The sequence below is a fragment of the Carboxylicivirga fragile genome (genome assembly GCF_050589805.1).
In the GTDB taxonomy this organism is placed as follows: Bacteria; Bacteroidota; Bacteroidia; order Bacteroidales; family Marinilabiliaceae; genus Carboxylicivirga; species Carboxylicivirga fragile.
In genome coordinates, this window is record NZ_JBNGOY010000013.1 from 101,023 (window position 1) to 118,661 (window position 17,639).

Here is a 17,639-nt window from a genome sequence, read left to right on the forward strand (position 1 = left end):
AAATCTTACAATCCTTTCATCCAATTCCTTATCCAACCTATACACTTTTATAAAACAGACAGAATCACCAATTTCCTTTCAATTTGATACCAACAAATAAAATGAAATATATTAAGATTTTCATATCCTTTTTGCTTTTATATTTCAACTTTATATATTTTTGCATCAAAAAATAAATCATGGATCCGAATAGCCCCAACAAAGGCTTATTTAATAAGCTCAGCCCCGAGCAATTGAAAGAGCGCCTGGAACAAGAAACTTTTAACCGAACAACGGTTTCGTTTTACAAATACATTAATATTCCTGACCCCTCAGAAATGCGCAATAAACTATTTGCCGACTGGGATAAGCTTGGCTGTTACGGACGAATCTACATTGCCAACGAAGGCATTAATGCACAAATGAGCGTTCCTAATCACAATTGGGATGAATTTGAAAAACTAATTCGTTCATATAAGGAATTTGAAGACGTCCCATTCAAAATTGCCGTTGAGGATGATGGCAAGTCGTTTCTTAAACTGCAAATTAAGATACGTAAACAAATAGTAGCCGACGGCTTACCAAAAAACGAATATGATGTAAGCAATGTTGGCAAGCATTTGAATGCACAAGAATGGAACCAAGCCATGGACAGCGGCGCTACTATTGTTGACATGCGTAACCACTACGAAAGTGAAATCGGACACTTTAAAGGGGCAATTTTACCCGATGCAGATACTTTTAAGGAAGAACTGCCCGAAGTTCTGGAGCAACTAAAAGGTAAAGAAAACGAGAAAGTTCTATTGTATTGTACTGGTGGAGTTCGCTGCGAAAAAACGAGTGCCTATTTAAAGCATCATGGCTTTAACGATGTAAACCAACTGTTGGGTGGCATAATCGATTATTCGCGTCAGATAAAAAACACCAACATTGAAAACAAATTTATCGGTAAAAACTTTGTATTCGACGATAGATTAGGTGAACGCATCAGTGATGATGTTATCAGCCACTGCCACCAATGCGGAAGCGTATGCGACACACATGTAAATTGTGCCAATGTGCGTTGCAATCTGCTGTTTATTCAGTGTGATAATTGCAGGCAAGCAAACGAGGCATGCTGCAGCGAAGATTGTAAAACCTACATTCTAGCACCTGATGACAAAAAACAAGAGCTTGAATCCTTACTCACATTCAATCGAGGTAAGCGCTTCAATAAAAAGAATGCAAATTGCTGTTCGTCGGAAAATATATCATCGGTAAAACTAACAGGCAACTAGTAATTATTAAGCCTTATCAATAGCTGCACAACTTAATTTGCAATTTAAGTCCATAGAACTAGGCAAACAATTGAACATTAATAACGCGCATTTCAACGCTTTTACATATCTTTGCATGATTTTTCATCAAAATTGAATTAATAATGATTAAAATTACCTTTCCAGACCAGAGTGTCAGAGAGTTTGAAGCAGGTGTAACAGGCTTTGAAATTGCCAAGAGTATTAGTCCACGCTTGGCTAAAGAAGTTTTATCTATCACAGTAAACGATACAGTGACTGATTTAACGCGCCCTATCACCACCGATGCTAGCATCAAACTTCACAAATGGGAAGACGAAGAAGGTAAGCACGCCTTTTGGCATTCATCAGCTCACTTAATGGCCGAAGCTATTGAATCATTATTTCCAGGTACAAAATTTGGCATTGGCCCTACTATTGAGAACGGCTTTTACTATGACGTTCAGCCTGCCGACAATGTTGTTATTAAAGATTCGGACTTAGCTAAGATTGAGAAGAAATTCAAAGATTTAGCGAGTCAAAAACTAGAATATACGCGAAGTGAAGTTTCTAAAAAAGAAGCTTTAGATTATTTCACAGAGAAAGATGATGAGTATAAGCTGGAACTAATTAATGAGTTAGAAGACGGCACCATCTCATTTTATAAGCAAGGCAACTTTACTGACCTTTGCCGCGGCCCCCATTTACCTTCAACAGCTCCAATTAAGGCCATTAAGCTATTAAGCATAGCAGGTGCTTATTGGCGAGGCGATGAGAAACGCAAGCAGTTAACACGCATATACGGTATCTCCTTCCCTAAGGCAAAAATGCTTGAAGAGCATTTACATCTATTGGAGGAGGCTCAAAAGAGAGATCACCGTAAGCTAGGTAAAGAACTTGAATTATTCACTTTCTCAAGTAAAGTTGGCCAAGGTCTGCCGCTTTGGTTGCCAAACGGAGCCCGTTTGCGCGAGCGCCTTGAGAATTTCCTAAAGAAGCTACAAGTAAAACATGGATACGAACCAGTAATTACACCTCACATCGGAAACAAAGAGCTGTATGTAACGTCTGGCCATTACGCTAAGTATGGTAAAGATTCGTTTCAACCAATAAATACACCAGCAGAGGGAGAAGAATTCTTGTTAAAACCTATGAATTGTCCTCACCATTGCGAAATATATAAATTCAAACCACGCTCATATAAAGATCTCCCTATTCGTTTTGCAGAATTTGGTACCGTTTACCGTTACGAGCAAAGTGGAGAACTACACGGATTGACAAGGGTGCGTGGTTTTACTCAGGATGATGCGCATTTATTCTGCCGTCCTGATCAAATTAAAGACGAGTTTAAAAAAGTAATCGACATTATATTATACATCTTTAAAGCGTTAGACTTTAAGGATTATGTCACACAAATTTCACTTCGCCACCAAGAGGACCATTCGAAATACATAGGTAGCGAAGATAACTGGAACAAAGCCGAACAAGCCATCATCGAAGCTTGTGAAGAAAGAGGCATGAATACAGTAATTGAATATGATGAGGCTGCATTCTATGGTCCTAAATTGGATTTCATGGTAAAAGATGCACTTGGTCGTAAATGGCAACTTGGAACCATTCAGGTTGATTACAATTTACCGGAGCGTTTTGAGTTGGAATATATTGGCAGCGATAACCAGAAACACCGCCCAGTAATGATTCACCGTGCACCATTCGGAAGCATGGAGCGTTTTGTTGCTGTTTTAATCGAACATACTGCGGGTAAATTTCCATTATGGCTAACCCCTGAACAGGTAGTAATTTTGCCTATTAGTGAAAAACATAATGAATACGCAGAAAAAGTTTTGAAATCGCTAAATAATTCCGATATTCGTGCCGTTCTAGATGACCGTAATGAGAAAATCGGTAAGAAAATAAGAGACAACGAGTTAAAGCGAATACCTTACATGCTAATTGTAGGCGAAAAAGAGGCAGAAGAACAAAAAGTTGCCGTTCGCAAGCAAGGAGATGGTGATAAAGGAACAATGAGTGTTGACGAATTTGCCAATTTTATCAATCAGGAAGTAGAGCAAATACTTGCTGATATAGAACAATAATATTAACTAAATTAGGGAGGGTTTAACAATAGCTAGACCACATAGAAGACAGGTAAGACCTGTAAAAGAAGAGCCAGCACATAGAATAAATAGACTTATTCGGGTTCCGCAGGTTAGACTAGTTGGAGATAATATCGAAACTCCAGGTGTTTTTCCAACGGTAGAGGCTCTTAAAATAGCTGATGATTTGGATTTAGATTTGGTTGAAATTTCGCCAAACGCTGATCCGCCGGTGTGTAAAATTACGGATTATCAAAAATTTCTTTACCAGCAAAAGCGCAAGCAAAAAGAGCTTAAAGCTAAAACTGTTAAGGTTGTGGTGAAGGAGATTCGTTTTGGACCAAATACCGACGATCACGATTATCAGTTTAAATTAAAGCATGCCGAAAAATTTCTTGGCGAAGGAGCAAAAGTGAAAGCCTTTGTATTCTTTAAAGGACGTTCGATCCTTTTTAAAGATAAAGGTGAAATCTTATTGTTACGTTTCGCTCAAGATCTGGAAGAAATTGGAAAGGTTGAACAGCTACCAAAATTAGAAGGTAAACGTATGACCATGTTTATTTCTCCTAAGGCTCCAGCTAAAAAGAAATAGCGGATTTTTATAATTTTAATATATAGGAATAATGCCAAAAATGAAGACGAATTCCAGTGCGAAGAAAAGATTCACAATCACTGGAAGTGGAAAAATCAAGAGGAAGCATGCTTTCAAAAGTCACATCTTAACAAAGAAGACTAAGAAGCAGAAGAGAAATTTGACCTATGCTGGCGCTGTTCACAAAGCTGATGAATCAAACATCAAGCTTTTATTGAACATGAAGTAAGCACAGTTTCAAATTTAAGTACGAAAACGATTTTTTAACTGAGTGAATTAGCCGAAAGATTCCGAACGAAACGGAACGCTAACCATTCAAAAATGATTTTAAAATGCCAAGATCAGTCAATCACGTAGCGTCTAGAGAGAGACGTAGAAAGTTATTAAAGAAAACCAGAGGTTACTTTGGTCGTAGAAAAAATGTATGGACGGTAGCTAAAAATGCCTATGAAAAAGGTTTATCTTACGCATACCGCGACAGAAAGAAGAAGAAAAGTTCATTCAGAGCATTATGGATTCAGCGTATCAATGCTGCAGCTCGTTTGGAAGGTGTATCTTATAGCAAGTTAATGGGAATGTTGCACAAGCAAAACATCGAAATTAACCGTAAGGTTCTAGCCGATTTAGCAATGAATCATCCAGAAGCTTTTAAAGCGATTGTTAAAAAAGCAATGGCAGCTGCTTAAGAGCTTTGTCAAAATATTTTAAAAGGAGGTCCAACGACCTCCTTTTTTTATGTAAAAAATTCAAAACTACATACTTTATTACCTCACCCTTACGTTCTAAAAAAAGTAAGTCCCATTTCCTACACAAAATTGCTATTGCATCAACATTATAAACCTGAGTAAATTCAATTACTTAAGGTCTTTTTATATCTTTGTTGCTATAGCATTAGAAAAACAAAAATGAAGATAGCATTAATAGGATACGGAAAAATGGGCAAGGAAATTGAAGCCATTGCCCTTGAGCGCGGACACGAGGTTGTGAGCCGCATCGATATTAGCACCAACGATTCTTTTGACGACACAGCTTTCAAATCGGCCGAAGTAGCCATCGAATTTACTCGCCCTGAAGCTGCTTACAACAATTATCTTAACTGCTTTGAACGAAATATTCCAGTTGTATCAGGAACTACCGGCTGGTTGGATAGAATGCCTGAGATAGAAAAAGAATGCAAAGAGAATGGACAAACTTTCTTTTATGCCTCTAATTTCAGCTTGGGTGTGAATATATTCTTTGAGCTCAACAAGCAATTGGCTCGCATCATGAACAAGGTAAAAGAATATGATGTATCGATGGAAGAAGTGCACCATACACAAAAGTTGGATGAGCCTAGTGGTACAGCCATCACTTTAGCCGAGGGTATTTCAAACAACCTTGAGCGCAAAGAAACCTGGACACTGGACTCTGATTCTAAAGACAACGAAATACACATAAAAGCCATTCGCGAAGGACAAGTTCCAGGCATACATACCATCAAATACGATTCACCTGTTGATGAAATTCACATTCACCACAGCGCCAAATCGCGTAAAGGATTTGCATTGGGTGCAGTACTTGCAGCTGAATTCACAAAGGGAAGAAACGGACTACTTAGCATGAACGACCTACTTAACTTATAATAACATTAATAACATGCAAAACACATCACTTTATAAATGGATTAAATGTGCCATAGCGAGCATTGTTTTTATACTATGGGTAATTTGGCTCGATAATTATTGGTTCTTATTAGCCTACCCTATTGTCTTTGATAATTACATCACTAAAAAAATTCCTTGGGGATTTTGGAAGAAAACCAAGGATGGTAAGAAACCAAGTGCGGTTGTAGAATGGGCTGATGCTTTAATTTTTGCACTGGTAGCGGTGTATATTATCAATATCTTCTTATTTCAGAATTACAAGATACCAACCAGCTCATTGGAAAAATCATTGCTCGTTGGCGATCATCTTTTTGTGAGTAAGGCTAGTTATGGACCACGCATGCCAAATACGCCAATCTCATTTCCTTTGGTTCAAAACACTTTTCCAATCATTAATACCAAATCGTATACCGATTGGCCTCATTGGGATTACAAGCGTTTGAAAGGCATAAGCCCGATTAAACGTAACGACATTGTGGTATTTAACTTCCCTGCCGGAGATACAGTACCATTCAAATCAAACAATCCCGATTTTTACAATCAAGCATTAAACCTGGGACTGAGTGAGGCATCTCAAAATGAAAAACTTCGCCCAAGCGTACCTTTTGCATCTGATTGGGAGCGCAATAATTACTTTAAAGATCTTGGTCGTAAACGCATTTATGATAACCCTCAGATGTTTGGTGAGGTATTAGCTCGACCAGTTGATCGACGTGATAACTATGTGAAAAGATGTGTTGCTATACCAGGCGATGTTTTCGAGATTAGAAGTAATCAGATCTACATTAATGGTGTAAAAGAAGAGAATCCAAAGGACATTCAGCACAACTACAAGATTACAACAGATGGTACATCCTTGAATGATCGTTTTTATGAACGCATGGGCATTTCAAGGGCCGATCAGAGTGGAATGGCACCTAACTATTACCTACCTCTTACCAAGGAAAACGCTGATAAGATAAAAGACATGTCTTTTATAAAATCCATTATTATTGAGGAAGAAATCCCTAACAACAGCGGTTTCCAGGTATTCCCGCACAGTAGCGATTACAATTGGAGTCGCGATAACTTTGGTCCATTAACAATGCCTAAAGCTGGTGAGACAATTGATTTGAACATCAAAAATTTAGTCATCTACGAACGTATTATCACTGCTTACGAAAGAAACAAGCTAAGTGTTAAAGGCGACCAAATTTACATTAACGATGAACTAGCTACGAGTTATACCTTTAAGATGGACTATTACTTTATGCTAGGCGACAACCGACATAAAAGTGCCGATTCACGTTACTGGGGGTTTGTGCCTGAGGATCATATCGTAGGTAAACCAATTCTGGTATGGCTATCCTTAGATAAAGATAAAAGCTTCTTTTCTAGCATTCGTTGGGATCGATTCTTTAAAATAGTACATAAGAACTAATCAAATACAAGGTGACCAAAAACTCTGATAGCATCCGTTCACTGAGCGTAGTCGAAGTGATTATTAGTTGATAATCAGCATAAGTCAAATTTCATCTCGACTACGCTCGATGAGCGAGCTTAGTTTCTGGACGTCCTCCTCTTTAAATTATGAATAAAAAAGCAATCAGCGGTTTCATTTGCATTTTAGCCGTCTTGATCCTAACCATTTGGAGTCAAAGCTGGTCTTTGGTTATTATTCTTTTTGGCACTTGTGTGCTTATATGGCACGAGAAAATCAGGAAGGCATGCAAAGACTATGTCAAGCATATACCCGTCAAATACGACAAGTGGCTGGGCTGGATTATTGCTACATGTATCGCATTATTGCTGCTTTCATTTGTTAATCAGTATTTATTTAGCCTTTATTCACTTCGCTCTTCCTCGATGGAGCCAACTTATTCATCGGGCGATGTATTCATTATGAATAAGGTGAAAATTGGTCCTGGAAAGAACATTGATAAGGTAAAGGATTATCGTCGCTTAAAAGGTTTTAGTTCCATTAAAAGAGGCGATGTCATTGCTTTCCATTTCCCGGAAGCAGACACCGTATTTCAGGAAAGCGTTAGTCAGAACTACCATTACTTAAAACGACAGTATAAGGTAACAGGTAATTACAATCCCTTGTTACAAAATAAAATCAAATACAAAGCTGTTCATAAACGTCCACGATTCATTAAGCGTATTATTGGGTTACCGGGCGATACTTTGCAGATAACGGAAGGTAAATATTACATCAACGCCAATGCAAGCTCGCAGAATAATCGCTTCATTAATAAATATGCCTTGAACAAAGGTGTGTCGCGACGCATAGTTGATAAAATATTAAAAGCTTCGACTAACAACTACCAGGAAGAGAAACAGCAAATAATAGAAATTAGTGAAACGCTCATTCAGGAAAATGATTGGCACGACTACCTCGTACAAAAAGAAGAGTTATTGAATATGCCCAATCCCTATATATTCCCGTTTTCTAATTCCTACCTATGGAATGCCTCTTATTGGGGACCGGCTGTTATTCCTTTCAAAGGCATGCGCATTAAAATAAACAGTGCCAACCTTCCCTTATACAAACGCATTATTGAAACCTACGAAGAAAACAAACTAGACGTAAAAGGTGAAGACATTTTTATCAACGGTAAAATTGCAAGCACTTATACCTTTAAATTAAATTACTATTGGATGGCCGGAGACAACAGACCACATTCATTTGATAGCCGCTATTGGGGTTTTGTTCCCGAAAACCACATCATTGGAATCATTAACAAGTTACCTCTATAAATAAAAATTAAACTATTTTCCTATATTGTTATAATAAAATTAGTCTTTCGTCTTGATACCTTTTGTCTTGATACTAACTTTAATACTATGAAAAAATCATTTTGGATATCAACAGTATTTGCCGTTATACTTGTGATTTTCTCAGTGCAAAATGCATCTGAAGTACCAGTCAATCTCTTTTTTAAAGAAGTACAAATATCGCTGGCTGTATTACTTATAACGGTCTTTATTTTTGGAGCCATTACAGGAGCGTCTTATTTCTTTTTCAAAAAAAGACAGGAGAAGAAACGAATAACAAAACCGCAAGAGGCGGAAACCATTACCGAGAATGAACCAGAGAACTAAACTACTTCCGCTAAGCTACCTTGGCCCAATTCAACTATTTGCACATCTAAAAGATGGTGACGAAATTGTGATTGAGCAACATTGCAACTATCAGCGTAAAACCTATCGAAGCAGATGCAACATACTGGACGCCAACGGACCTTTATCATTGTCTATACCGGTAGTAAATAAGAAGAATCAAAAGATTCTTACAAAAGATACTTTAATAGCCTACGATACAAACTGGCAAAAACAGCATTGGCGATCCATCGTATCGGCCTATAATAGTTCGCCCTACTTTGAGTATTATGCCGATGATTTCGAATTATTCTATCAGAAGCGCTTTGAATCTTTAGTTGATTTCAATCATGAACTTTTTAAGGTAATTATAGAACTACTTGAGCTTGATGTTACATACAAGTTAAGCAGCGAATTTACCGACTTTGAAAATCAATTTGAAGACCTCCGAACAATCATCCATCCACGTAATGATCTTTCAAAAGATCCTAATTACAAAAACATAAGCTATCGACAGGTTTTCGCCGAAAAACATGCCTTTGAACCCAACCTTAGTATTATTGATTTGCTCTTTAACAAAGGGCCGGAATCGGGTATTGTGCTTGCCGAATCAATAGTAGATTAAAACGTAAGTTTTTAAGATGATGTGCTGGCATCTGTCTTAATCAACCGAGAATCGTATTAATAATTAACGCACAACAAAATAACTCCTGCATTTTTAATCAATACATACAAGAAAATTACACTATAAGTTCCCAATTTGAGAATTATACCTTATTTTTGTTCCCATAAAGAGAACTATGAGGCGTATATTAGCAAAAAGTACCTTAAGAGAGTTTTGGTCAAAATATCCTGATTCAGAACAGTATCTAAAGACTTGGTATGATACTGCTATGAATTCGAGTTGGAAAACACCCAATGATGTAAAGAAAAGTTATGTAAATGCAAGCATACTGAAAGACAGTCGAATTGTTTTTAACATCAAGGGAAATTCTTATCGCCTGATTGTAAAATTTAATTTTGAGCATGAATTAGCACTTATTCGATTTATAGGGACACATAGCGAATATGATAAAATTGATGCAAATAACATTTAAAACCAATTAATCATGAACATAAAACCAATTAAAACAGAAAGCGATTATAAAGCAGCGCTAATCAGGTTGGAAGAAGTATTTGATGCTAAATTGGGAACGCAAGAAAGCGATGAATTAGAAATTCTTGGATTATTGATTGATGATTATGAAAACAAACACTATCCAATAGAAGCACCGGATCCAATAGATGCTATTAAAATAAGAATGGAAGAAATGCATCTTAAGCAGGTGGATCTAATTCCTGAAATTGGCGGGAAAAGTCGAGTATCAGAAATATTAAATAGAAAGCGCAGACTGACTGTTGATATGATTCGAAAACTAGCCATAAAGCTTAATCTATCTGCAAGCATTTTAATAGGAGACTATCAACTTGTTCAATAAAGCTCTTTTAATAAGACCTTATCCAATCTGTCAACACCTCAACCAAGCTCTCCATTTTTTCAAAATCCAAAAGATCACTGGTATCGTTTACAGTATGTATCACTCCATCTTCACCTGAGAAAAGAAATAGAGAAGGAATCTGACGCCTTATAAAACTGGACTGATCCGAGTATTTCAAATATTTAGGATTGCCATCTAAAACAAAATCAACACCTGTGTTCTTTTCATCAGCTTTTAATAAAGCTTGTAAACAATGTTGGGATACATTATCGCTTTGTAATAAATACAAGGCTTTGGCACGATCTTTTAAATCAGTTCCAAGTCCACCAACCATATCGAGGTTAAGCACACACTTAATCATTGATGTATCAACCAAGCCACTTTCAACGAAATATTCCGAACCTAATAAACCATATTCTTCTGCTCCAAAGGCAACAAAAACAATATTGTAGCCAGGATCCCACCCTTGGCTGACTGCTTTAGACAATCTACTGGCCACCTCAAGCATTACAGATACACCCGATGCATTATCATTAGCTCCCGGGTAATAAGTTGTAAGCCCTTGTCCCAAATGATCGTAATGTGCCGTAATTATAATGGTAGAATCTAAATTCGCTTTAGTAGCGAGTTGCCCAACAATGTTATGACACACATAATTTGAGGCATCTCTTAGTATGTTAATAGTAACAGTTTCTTTAATGGTGGCTTTGGCATTATTTTTTGCCATTCGTTTTAGCTTCCTGCTCATGGATGGCGACGGATTCAATATAATATCAGGCTTATACATGTAATTACTTAAGCAGGCTGTTATATGTTTCCGACCAAAAAATCTATCGGCCAATGTATCACCTTCAACCAGTATTTTAAACTCCTGCAACTCTTTTGTTAAACGTGTTCGTACCAAACAATCTTTACTATCTGAATTTCTATATAAAAACACCGAATCATTTTTATAAAAAGGATAAAGTTGATATTCTCCAAGAAATTGGCCTTGATTCCAATTTATTAGATAAGGATTAACAGCAAAGTCATCCCAAATAACATACCGTTTATCATCCATTGTTATGGATGACTTATTGCTGATTCTGCCAAAAGCCGTAATTGAAAAGCTTTGCCGAAAATCAGGTTCTAAAGCCGATAAACCAATTATTTGGTAGATATTACTTAGGTAATTTGCAGTACTATCAGCTCCGCCATATAAATGACAACGACCTTTAAACTCGGGGGAAGTCAGCAAATTAATATGCTGTTCAAGTTTAATCTGTGCTTGTGAATCATGAATAATTAGATTCATGAATAACACAACAGCATAAAAGATAGGACTTCTAGAGTTTTTATAAATCATATGTTTTCAACGTCAAGTACTACAATTTCATAAGATTGATTAACTTGTTATCATACTTTATGCGAAAAATCACCTAAGCAAAACCCTTATTTGGATGATGGCTTATAAACAATCCCCCATTTATTATACAAATCCTCTTCAATAGGTCTCAAGCCTAAATCAGCTCGTCTCTTGTTTACATTTTTCTCATTTTTAATTGGGATGACATTGTACTTTTTAGCACCTAACTCTCTACGTATTTGAGTGCCGTACAACTGCTTACCCTTTCTCACAAAAAGCATTTTATCATACATCATTGCATAATGATAAGGATTCGCCTTCCCTTTTTCAACAGCCGTTTTTAAATATGGCAGACACTCTTCTTGAATATCGGGTGCATCATATTGAATTACATAAAAACATGCTCTTGCAGCCTCCTTTCCAACTAACTCATTATTTAACCAACCATATTTTTTTATTAAAGCATAAACCTTTTGAGTTGCTTCTTTTGTCTGCTCCAATTGCTTTTCTATAAACATACTATGTTCGGGGTCATCAAGTTTAGGGAAATAAACATATTTGCTTAATGTTCGAAACTTTTGATCTTCAGCTCCCATAAGCCAAAGCTCATAACCAAGCTCTTTAAACTCAACATGCTTATTTTTCCTAAAAAAGATATATTTCAAACTATCTTCAATAGTACTCCAACACTCCTTTTCTCTAATATGGGCCAAATCTTTATCAATAAAAACACGTTGCAAGGAATCCAAACTTTGTTCCTTCTCAATCCACCGATTAAAAGCTAAAACAACAGAATCACAATTTTCTTCTTTGGCCTGCTTCTGCACCTGAGCATATTAAAATTCATGTGATTGCGCATTCGCAACTGTTAATACAAGGGCAAATAAAATAGTTAAAACAATGTTCATAAATATTATGCTTAAGTGTGGTAGTTAGGTATAAAACTTCTAATTATTTAGAATAATTTTAATTTGAATATTATTATGGTGCCTACACTTTGACCAAGTACCATAGTAAGTCCACTGCTCTATTGGATAGTCTCTTTTATAAGCAGCAAAGGAAGGTTCAATCGAATAACTTGAAATACCATTATCATTGCTTTTTATATACATATTCTCCTCAATATGGAGCCATTGCACAGCAATAAAAAGCCCTTTCTTCGGGAATGGTATGTTCAAGTCATCTATATCAATTTCTGTTTTATGCACTCCCTTACGTGCAACACCAACGATTGGCTTTCTATTTAATATTTGACCTGGTGCTCCATCCTTTCCCTTTTCGAATAATCGTATCATAAACGTTGCATTCTTAACCCGCGAAAAAGTTATAAACTTAATGAGTTTTAAATATGGTGTTTTATTATATTTACTATCGTAAGGATAATAATAGGCTATCATAGTTAGCGAAGGGGCGAAACTGCCAATATAATAACCTGAAATATGTCGTTTTAATTTACCGATACTTAATTCAATATCATCTTTCGAAACAATGTTTACCTCATCTAATTCATAAATGATTGGTTTAAGCTTTATAGTATCTTTAATCGCATCAAATAACAATTCCTTTCCTTCAAACCCCACGGCAGAAAACACCATTACACTATTTTCTTTTGCAACAACTTTAAATATGCCTTTCTCATCTGAATTAAATCCATCTTTTGTACCTAACACTTGAATATTCACATAAGGAATTGGCATTTGTGTTAACTCATCAATAATCACTCCTCTCTTTTGAGCACTTAGAACAAAGGTGGAGAATATCAATCCAATAATTAATACATTAACTCTATTTATCAACATTTATTATTTTAAATATAGTTTTGATACAAGGGGTCTAACACAGTGTAGTAAGGCAAGTAATCACTATTTACTTCGAAAGAACATTGTGAAAAAATAAACGCTAAACATGCACATGATACCACCCTAAAAAAGCACTTCATTATTATTCGTAAAAGCCTCATAATTAGCCCAACTATTGACTATTAAATTAAACAACACACTTTATATACCTTATGGCATATATTTCTCAATTCAAGTATTTCTGTTATCGCTAACCAAAAATAATAAGAATTTATATTTATCAAAACATATATACAAAAAAAAGAAACATGCTTAAAATGACAAGAATTACATGAGAATATATTTTAACACAGAGGCGCTAAGGCGCAGAAATCTTTTTTTAGGAGCTATATGAATACCAGTGGGTAGGATGCAAGTATGTAATAGTTGAACCCGCTTTGGGGTTCTGCAAACTATTTATTTCTAAACTCCGCATTCCATACGGAGCTATTCACGTTTAATCCTTTCAGGATTTATATACACACTACCGCGAAGTGGTTAAATATGAACTAAGTAAACAGCAATTACACATTACAACTCCGCGTTTCTGCGACTCTGCGTTTATTTTACTTTTATCAATTCTTTAGAAAAGCCTTCAGTATCTCATCATGGTCAAAAGCCAACTTTGGTAATTCATCTACATTAAACCACGCAACATCAGCTGCATCATCCATAGCTATGGCACTTAGCTCGCTATCAACAAATGCATAATAAACCACGGATACTGTTCGGTGACGTGGATCGCGATCTACAGCGCCAAAGGTGCGAAACTGATGAATAGTGATTCCCTCAATACCAGTTTCTTCCTTTAATTCACGCAAGGCTCCCGTAGATAAATCTTCATGCATATCCACAAAACCTCCAGGGAAAGCCCAACAATGCTTATAAGGCTCATTGGCCCGCTTTATCAACAAAACCTTTGTTTCTTCACCTTTACATATTAAAATCACATCGGTAGTAAGAGCTGGTCGAGGGTATTCGTAGGTATATTTCATAATAAAATAGATAGTAGTCCCGATAGCTATCGGGATAGGTAGTAGTCAGTAGTAACTAAATACTTTTATATATGGAACGGTTCTTTATATACATCTTGTAAAGAGAGAACCGTTCCTTAAATCACAAACTTCAGACTTCAAGCCACGGACTCCGCACAAAGCACTGTGCACCGTACACTACACACCGAGCACACGTTTAATAACCCTTAATTTATGACTGTACTTTTTACTATCGTTATTAAAGATACCTTGATGATCAAATTTATCGATTCGTACACGCCCTGAGGCATGAATAATTTCACCCCGCCCAAGGCATAGGCCAACATGCACAATATTTCCCTCCTCATCATCGAAAAAGGCCATATCACCTGCAACAGCTTCCTCAACAAAAGAAACAATTTGCCCACTATTCACCTGCTGGGAAGCATCGCGCGGTATACTCACGCCAAGTATCGCAAAAACAAGTTGCGTAAAACCTGAGCAATCAAGCCCAAAGAAATTCCGTCCACCCCACAAGTAAGGCACATTAATAAAGGACAAAGCAACATCGGTAATTGATCCGACTGGTTTATCTGGATTTTGGTTACCTGAAATATAATACTCCGTTGCACCAATAATAAAACTGCTTCTATCCGCCGTATTTAAGAATATCGAACTCCCTCCTGATATAAAATGGGTTTGCTTATCTGGTTCCGTTACCACTTTTACAAATGGCCCGGGCACCTTCCATTTTTCAGCTTGCTCCCAACGCTCCACTTCCTTAATGGATAAATCTTTAATCAACTTTGAATTAATCCAGCCCTCATAGTCATCCGTATGCAATTTAACTTTTGCCCATTGCTCTTCAATTTCAAACACGTCAAAAGTCTCTCCAAATAATATTTGGGTCACCATTTCAGCTTGTTCGGCCGGTTCTTTTCTTACCGGAATATATCCGTAGGTACAGATCGATTTTTCCATTTTGTAAATATCGAAATAATGTTCTATTATGAAAAAGTTAAATTATTTAAAAAATCTAAGCTTTTCGCTATTTTTGGTCATTATAATTCAATCATTCATAAAAATCGAAACACATGCTTGATCGTTTCAAGAATTTTAAATCAAAGTATTATCAGCCGGGACTGCGCATTTTTCTTTTCTTGATAACTACCCTTATTATTACCTACTTACTCCCAAAAACCGGTAAGTTTGCCTACGAATATGTGAATGGTACGCCTTGGAAACACCAAACATTAATAGCACCTTTTGACTTTCCTATTTATAAAACACAAGCTGAATTAACCAGCGAATCGGATAGTTTATTGCATCATTTTAGGCCGTATTTTAATCGCGACACTGCCATAAAGCAAAAAATAACTGAGCAGTTTGCTAAAGATTACCCTAGCATCGTTGAGAAAAACAAGGCAGATTTTAGGCAGTTAAATCGTAAGTACTCCAAAGATACAACCTACTTTGATCAAATTGGTCATACAATATCGGAACAGTTAAAGCAGATTTACTCGCAAGGTATAATTGTTCTTCCCGAACAATATTTGAGTGCAACGGAAACTTTTGAACTGATGCTGATTGAAGGCGCTTTTGCTGAACCTTATGCCTTATCTGAACTTTATCTGCAGACTCAAGCCTACCAAAGAATTTCTACTTCGGTAATCAAAACAATGGTAAAAGATTCTGGATCGATTGACAAAGGAATTACTGAGTTCATTACCGAATTACAACTCAACAATTACATCGATCCCAATATTAGATACGATGAAGCCCGCAACATTACAGAACTTGATAATCTGCAAAAAAACATCTCTCTAACATCAGGTAGAGTACTAGCAGGACAACGCATTATTGACCAAGGTGGAATTGTAGATAAAGCAACTGTTAAAGTGTTGGATTCGCTCCGACGAAATTATGAATCAAAAATATCATCAACCAGTAATTATTACTTTATTCTAGGCGGACAATTTTTAATCGTCTTTTTGTTATTTGTTACCATCTACCTCTTTCTATATTTCTTCAGACGCGATGTCTTTCAATCCATCAGTTCGGTGAGTTTCATTTTATTAATTACCCTATTGATGACTTTATTGGCAAGTCTAGAGCAAATTTTTCCACATTTTCCTTTTTACATTATTCCGTTTGCCATTCTACCCATTATTATCAGAACCTTCTTCGATAGTCGATTGGCATTTTTCATGTACGTGATTACAATATTAATAAGTGCCTTTTTTACTGAGAATAGCTTTGAATTTGTTTTCTTACAGATACCTGCAGGACTGATTGCCATGTTTAGCTTATTCCGAATGGTACGCAGAAGTCACATCGTTAGAGCAGCAATGCTTATAATACTAACCTACTCGCTATTTTACACTTCACTCTCATTGTGGCGCGAAGGAAATATTAATACCATCAATGTGTCGATGTATGCTTATTTTGGTGCAAATGGCATTATGTTACTAATGGTATATCCATTGATCTGGATCTTCGAACGTATGTTTGGATTCTTATCAGATGTAACTCTCGTGGAGCTGTCTGACACAAATCACCCAATCTTACGCAAAATGGCTGAAGCCACCCCTGGTACATTTCAACATAGCATTCAAGTTGGTAATTTAGCGCAAGAAGTTGCTTACAAGTTGGGAGCCAATCCTGCGCTTGTAAGAGCAGGTGCCATGTATCACGACATAGGTAAGATGGCATCGCCCATGTTTTTTACCGAGAATCAAGCTCAAGGCTTAAATCCGCATTCTGAGTTAAGTTATGAAGACAGTGCCAAGGTTGTCATTAACCACATCGATAATGGTGTGAAAATGGCGCTTAAACATAAACTGCCGCGACAAATAATCGATTTCATTACCACGCATCAAGGCACTACTAAAACCTGGTATTTTTACAATTCATTCATCAATAAAAATCCGGATCAAGAACCTGATGTGAGTATATTCACCTACCCTGGGCCAACGCCTTTTACATTGGAAACAGCCATATTAATGATGGCAGATTCTATTGAAGCTGCATCGCGAAGCTTAAAAAAATACAATGATGATGAAATTGATAAATTAGTGGAGAAGATTGTAAATAAACAAGTGGACGAAGATCAATTCATTAATGCCCCAATTACCTTCAGGCAAATTACAGAGGCTAAGGAAGTATTTAAAACCAAGCTCAAAAACATTTATCATGCGAGGGTAGAATATCCAAGTATAAAAAAGAAGAAAAAACAGAAATAAATAAAAAGAGGCTGTCTCAAAAGAGAATTTAAAATCCAGACAACTTATAGATTAAAACTTAACCTTTATTTCTACCCCTCCAAACCTCCCCTAAAGT

Annotated in this window: 18 protein-coding genes; 13 read left to right on the forward strand and 5 right to left on the reverse strand. The window is 36.5% G+C overall.

Translation table 11 applies throughout. From position 1 onward, the window contains the following. Positions 1-179 precede the first annotated feature (179 nt). The 12 genes from trhO to ACRD7B_RS07780 all read left to right on the forward strand — a co-directional run bounded on the left by trhO (position 180) and on the right by ACRD7B_RS07780 (position 10,143). Positions 180-1,256, forward strand: coding sequence for an oxygen-dependent tRNA uridine(34) hydroxylase TrhO (gene trhO, locus ACRD7B_RS07725; RefSeq protein ID WP_430823925.1), 1,077 nt, complete (start codon positions 180-182; stop codon positions 1,254-1,256). 143 nt (positions 1,257-1,399) lie between these two features. Then, complete coding sequence (gene thrS / locus ACRD7B_RS07730; protein WP_430823926.1) at positions 1,400-3,349, forward strand: threonine--tRNA ligase; 1,950 nt, start codon at positions 1,400-1,402, stop codon at positions 3,347-3,349. An 85-nt stretch (positions 3,350-3,434) separates the two neighbouring features. Then, on the forward strand, positions 3,435-3,941 hold the full coding sequence (infC, locus tag ACRD7B_RS07735) for a translation initiation factor IF-3 (RefSeq protein ID WP_430823942.1): 507 nt from the start codon (positions 3,435-3,437) through the stop codon (positions 3,939-3,941). Between the two features lie 40 nt (positions 3,942-3,981). After that, positions 3,982-4,170 carry a 50S ribosomal protein L35 gene (rpmI, locus tag ACRD7B_RS07740; protein WP_430823927.1) on the forward strand — a complete coding sequence of 63 codons (189 nt, stop codon included), beginning with the start codon at positions 3,982-3,984 and terminating at the stop codon, positions 4,168-4,170. A gap of 103 nt (positions 4,171-4,273) precedes the next feature. Then, positions 4,274-4,627 (forward strand): 50S ribosomal protein L20, encoded by a 354-nt coding sequence (gene rplT / locus ACRD7B_RS07745; protein WP_430823928.1) that lies wholly within the window; start codon positions 4,274-4,276, stop codon positions 4,625-4,627. Positions 4,628-4,846: 219 nt separating this feature from the next. Next, entirely contained in the window at positions 4,847-5,563 is a 717-nt protein-coding gene (gene dapB, locus ACRD7B_RS07750; protein ID WP_430823929.1) for a 4-hydroxy-tetrahydrodipicolinate reductase, read from the forward strand. Between the two features lie 13 nt (positions 5,564-5,576). Continuing rightward, positions 5,577-7,004 (forward strand): S26 family signal peptidase, encoded by a 1,428-nt coding sequence (locus ACRD7B_RS07755; protein ID WP_430823930.1) that lies wholly within the window; start codon positions 5,577-5,579, stop codon positions 7,002-7,004. Between the two features lie 149 nt (positions 7,005-7,153). After that, the gene (lepB, locus tag ACRD7B_RS07760; protein ID WP_430823931.1) at positions 7,154-8,323 is read left to right on the forward strand and encodes a signal peptidase I; all 1,170 of its coding nucleotides are present in this window, start codon (positions 7,154-7,156) and stop codon (positions 8,321-8,323) included. A gap of 87 nt (positions 8,324-8,410) precedes the next feature. Next, on the forward strand, positions 8,411-8,668 hold the full coding sequence (locus ACRD7B_RS07765) for a LapA family protein (protein WP_430823932.1): 258 nt from the start codon (positions 8,411-8,413) through the stop codon (positions 8,666-8,668). After that, complete coding sequence (locus ACRD7B_RS07770; RefSeq protein ID WP_430823933.1) at positions 8,652-9,290, forward strand: WbqC family protein; 639 nt, start codon at positions 8,652-8,654, stop codon at positions 9,288-9,290. The genes ACRD7B_RS07765 and ACRD7B_RS07770 overlap by 17 nt, the downstream gene beginning before the upstream one ends. A 175-nt stretch (positions 9,291-9,465) precedes the next feature. Then, on the forward strand, positions 9,466-9,762 hold the full coding sequence (locus ACRD7B_RS07775; RefSeq protein WP_430823934.1) for a type II toxin-antitoxin system HigB family toxin: 297 nt from the start codon (positions 9,466-9,468) through the stop codon (positions 9,760-9,762). A 12-nt stretch (positions 9,763-9,774) separates the two neighbouring features. After that, positions 9,775-10,143 carry a helix-turn-helix domain-containing protein gene (locus ACRD7B_RS07780; RefSeq protein ID WP_430823935.1) on the forward strand — a complete coding sequence of 123 codons (369 nt, stop codon included), beginning with the start codon at positions 9,775-9,777 and terminating at the stop codon, positions 10,141-10,143. 7 nt (positions 10,144-10,150) lie between these two features. On the opposite strand, the gene ACRD7B_RS07785 is transcribed toward ACRD7B_RS07780, so the two are convergent. The 5 genes from ACRD7B_RS07785 to ACRD7B_RS07805 form a co-directional block, all read right to left on the reverse strand. After that, a complete protein-coding gene (locus ACRD7B_RS07785; protein WP_430823936.1) occupies positions 10,151-11,488 on the reverse strand; it encodes a M28 family metallopeptidase in 1,338 nt (445 codons plus the stop codon). An 86-nt stretch (positions 11,489-11,574) separates the two neighbouring features. Further along, positions 11,575-12,315: a DUF6624 domain-containing protein gene (locus tag ACRD7B_RS07790; RefSeq protein ID WP_430823937.1), complete on the reverse strand. Its 741-nt coding sequence runs from the start codon at positions 12,313-12,315 to the stop codon at positions 11,575-11,577. Between the two features lie 120 nt (positions 12,316-12,435). Further along, the gene (locus tag ACRD7B_RS07795; protein ID WP_430823938.1) at positions 12,436-13,287 is read right to left on the reverse strand and encodes a carboxypeptidase-like regulatory domain-containing protein; all 852 of its coding nucleotides are present in this window, start codon (positions 13,285-13,287) and stop codon (positions 12,436-12,438) included. A 614-nt stretch (positions 13,288-13,901) separates the two neighbouring features. Continuing rightward, positions 13,902-14,321, reverse strand: a complete 420-nt coding sequence (locus tag ACRD7B_RS07800) for an NUDIX domain-containing protein (protein WP_430823939.1) — start codon at positions 14,319-14,321, stop codon at positions 13,902-13,904. Between the two features lie 177 nt (positions 14,322-14,498). Further along, positions 14,499-15,281, reverse strand: a complete 783-nt coding sequence (locus ACRD7B_RS07805; protein ID WP_430823940.1) for a C40 family peptidase — start codon at positions 15,279-15,281, stop codon at positions 14,499-14,501. A gap of 113 nt (positions 15,282-15,394) precedes the next feature. Between ACRD7B_RS07805 and ACRD7B_RS07810 the strand changes: the two genes are divergently transcribed. Further along, positions 15,395-17,542: an HD family phosphohydrolase gene (locus ACRD7B_RS07810; protein ID WP_430823941.1), complete on the forward strand. Its 2,148-nt coding sequence runs from the start codon at positions 15,395-15,397 to the stop codon at positions 17,540-17,542. Positions 17,543-17,639: the final 97 nt, after the last annotated feature.

What these genes read in the sequence shown, in the direction of transcription:
- trhO (WP_430823925.1), top strand. Translation starts at nt 180, where the DNA reads ATGGATCCGAATAGCCCCAACAAAGGCTTATTTAATAAGCTCAGCCCC.
- thrS (WP_430823926.1), top strand. Translation starts at nt 1,400, where the DNA reads ATGATTAAAATTACCTTTCCAGACCAGAGTGTCAGAGAGTTTGAAGCA.
- rpmI (WP_430823927.1), top strand. Translation starts at nt 3,982, where the DNA reads ATGAAGACGAATTCCAGTGCGAAGAAAAGATTCACAATCACTGGAAGT.
- rplT (WP_430823928.1), top strand. Translation starts at nt 4,274, where the DNA reads ATGCCAAGATCAGTCAATCACGTAGCGTCTAGAGAGAGACGTAGAAAG.
- dapB (WP_430823929.1), top strand. Translation starts at nt 4,847, where the DNA reads ATGAAGATAGCATTAATAGGATACGGAAAAATGGGCAAGGAAATTGAA.
- ACRD7B_RS07755 (WP_430823930.1), top strand. Translation starts at nt 5,577, where the DNA reads ATGCAAAACACATCACTTTATAAATGGATTAAATGTGCCATAGCGAGC.
- lepB (WP_430823931.1), top strand. Translation starts at nt 7,154, where the DNA reads ATGAATAAAAAAGCAATCAGCGGTTTCATTTGCATTTTAGCCGTCTTG.
- ACRD7B_RS07765 (WP_430823932.1), top strand. Translation starts at nt 8,411, where the DNA reads ATGAAAAAATCATTTTGGATATCAACAGTATTTGCCGTTATACTTGTG.
- ACRD7B_RS07770 (WP_430823933.1), top strand. Translation starts at nt 8,652, where the DNA reads ATGAACCAGAGAACTAAACTACTTCCGCTAAGCTACCTTGGCCCAATT.
- ACRD7B_RS07775 (WP_430823934.1), top strand. Translation starts at nt 9,466, where the DNA reads ATGAGGCGTATATTAGCAAAAAGTACCTTAAGAGAGTTTTGGTCAAAA.
- ACRD7B_RS07780 (WP_430823935.1), top strand. Translation starts at nt 9,775, where the DNA reads ATGAACATAAAACCAATTAAAACAGAAAGCGATTATAAAGCAGCGCTA.
- ACRD7B_RS07785 (WP_430823936.1), bottom strand. Translation starts at nt 11,488, where the DNA reads ATGATTTATAAAAACTCTAGAAGTCCTATCTTTTATGCTGTTGTGTTA.
- ACRD7B_RS07795 (WP_430823938.1), bottom strand. Translation starts at nt 13,287, where the DNA reads ATGTTGATAAATAGAGTTAATGTATTAATTATTGGATTGATATTCTCC.
- ACRD7B_RS07800 (WP_430823939.1), bottom strand. Translation starts at nt 14,321, where the DNA reads ATGAAATATACCTACGAATACCCTCGACCAGCTCTTACTACCGATGTG.
- ACRD7B_RS07805 (WP_430823940.1), bottom strand. Translation starts at nt 15,281, where the DNA reads ATGGAAAAATCGATCTGTACCTACGGATATATTCCGGTAAGAAAAGAA.
- ACRD7B_RS07810 (WP_430823941.1), top strand. Translation starts at nt 15,395, where the DNA reads ATGCTTGATCGTTTCAAGAATTTTAAATCAAAGTATTATCAGCCGGGA.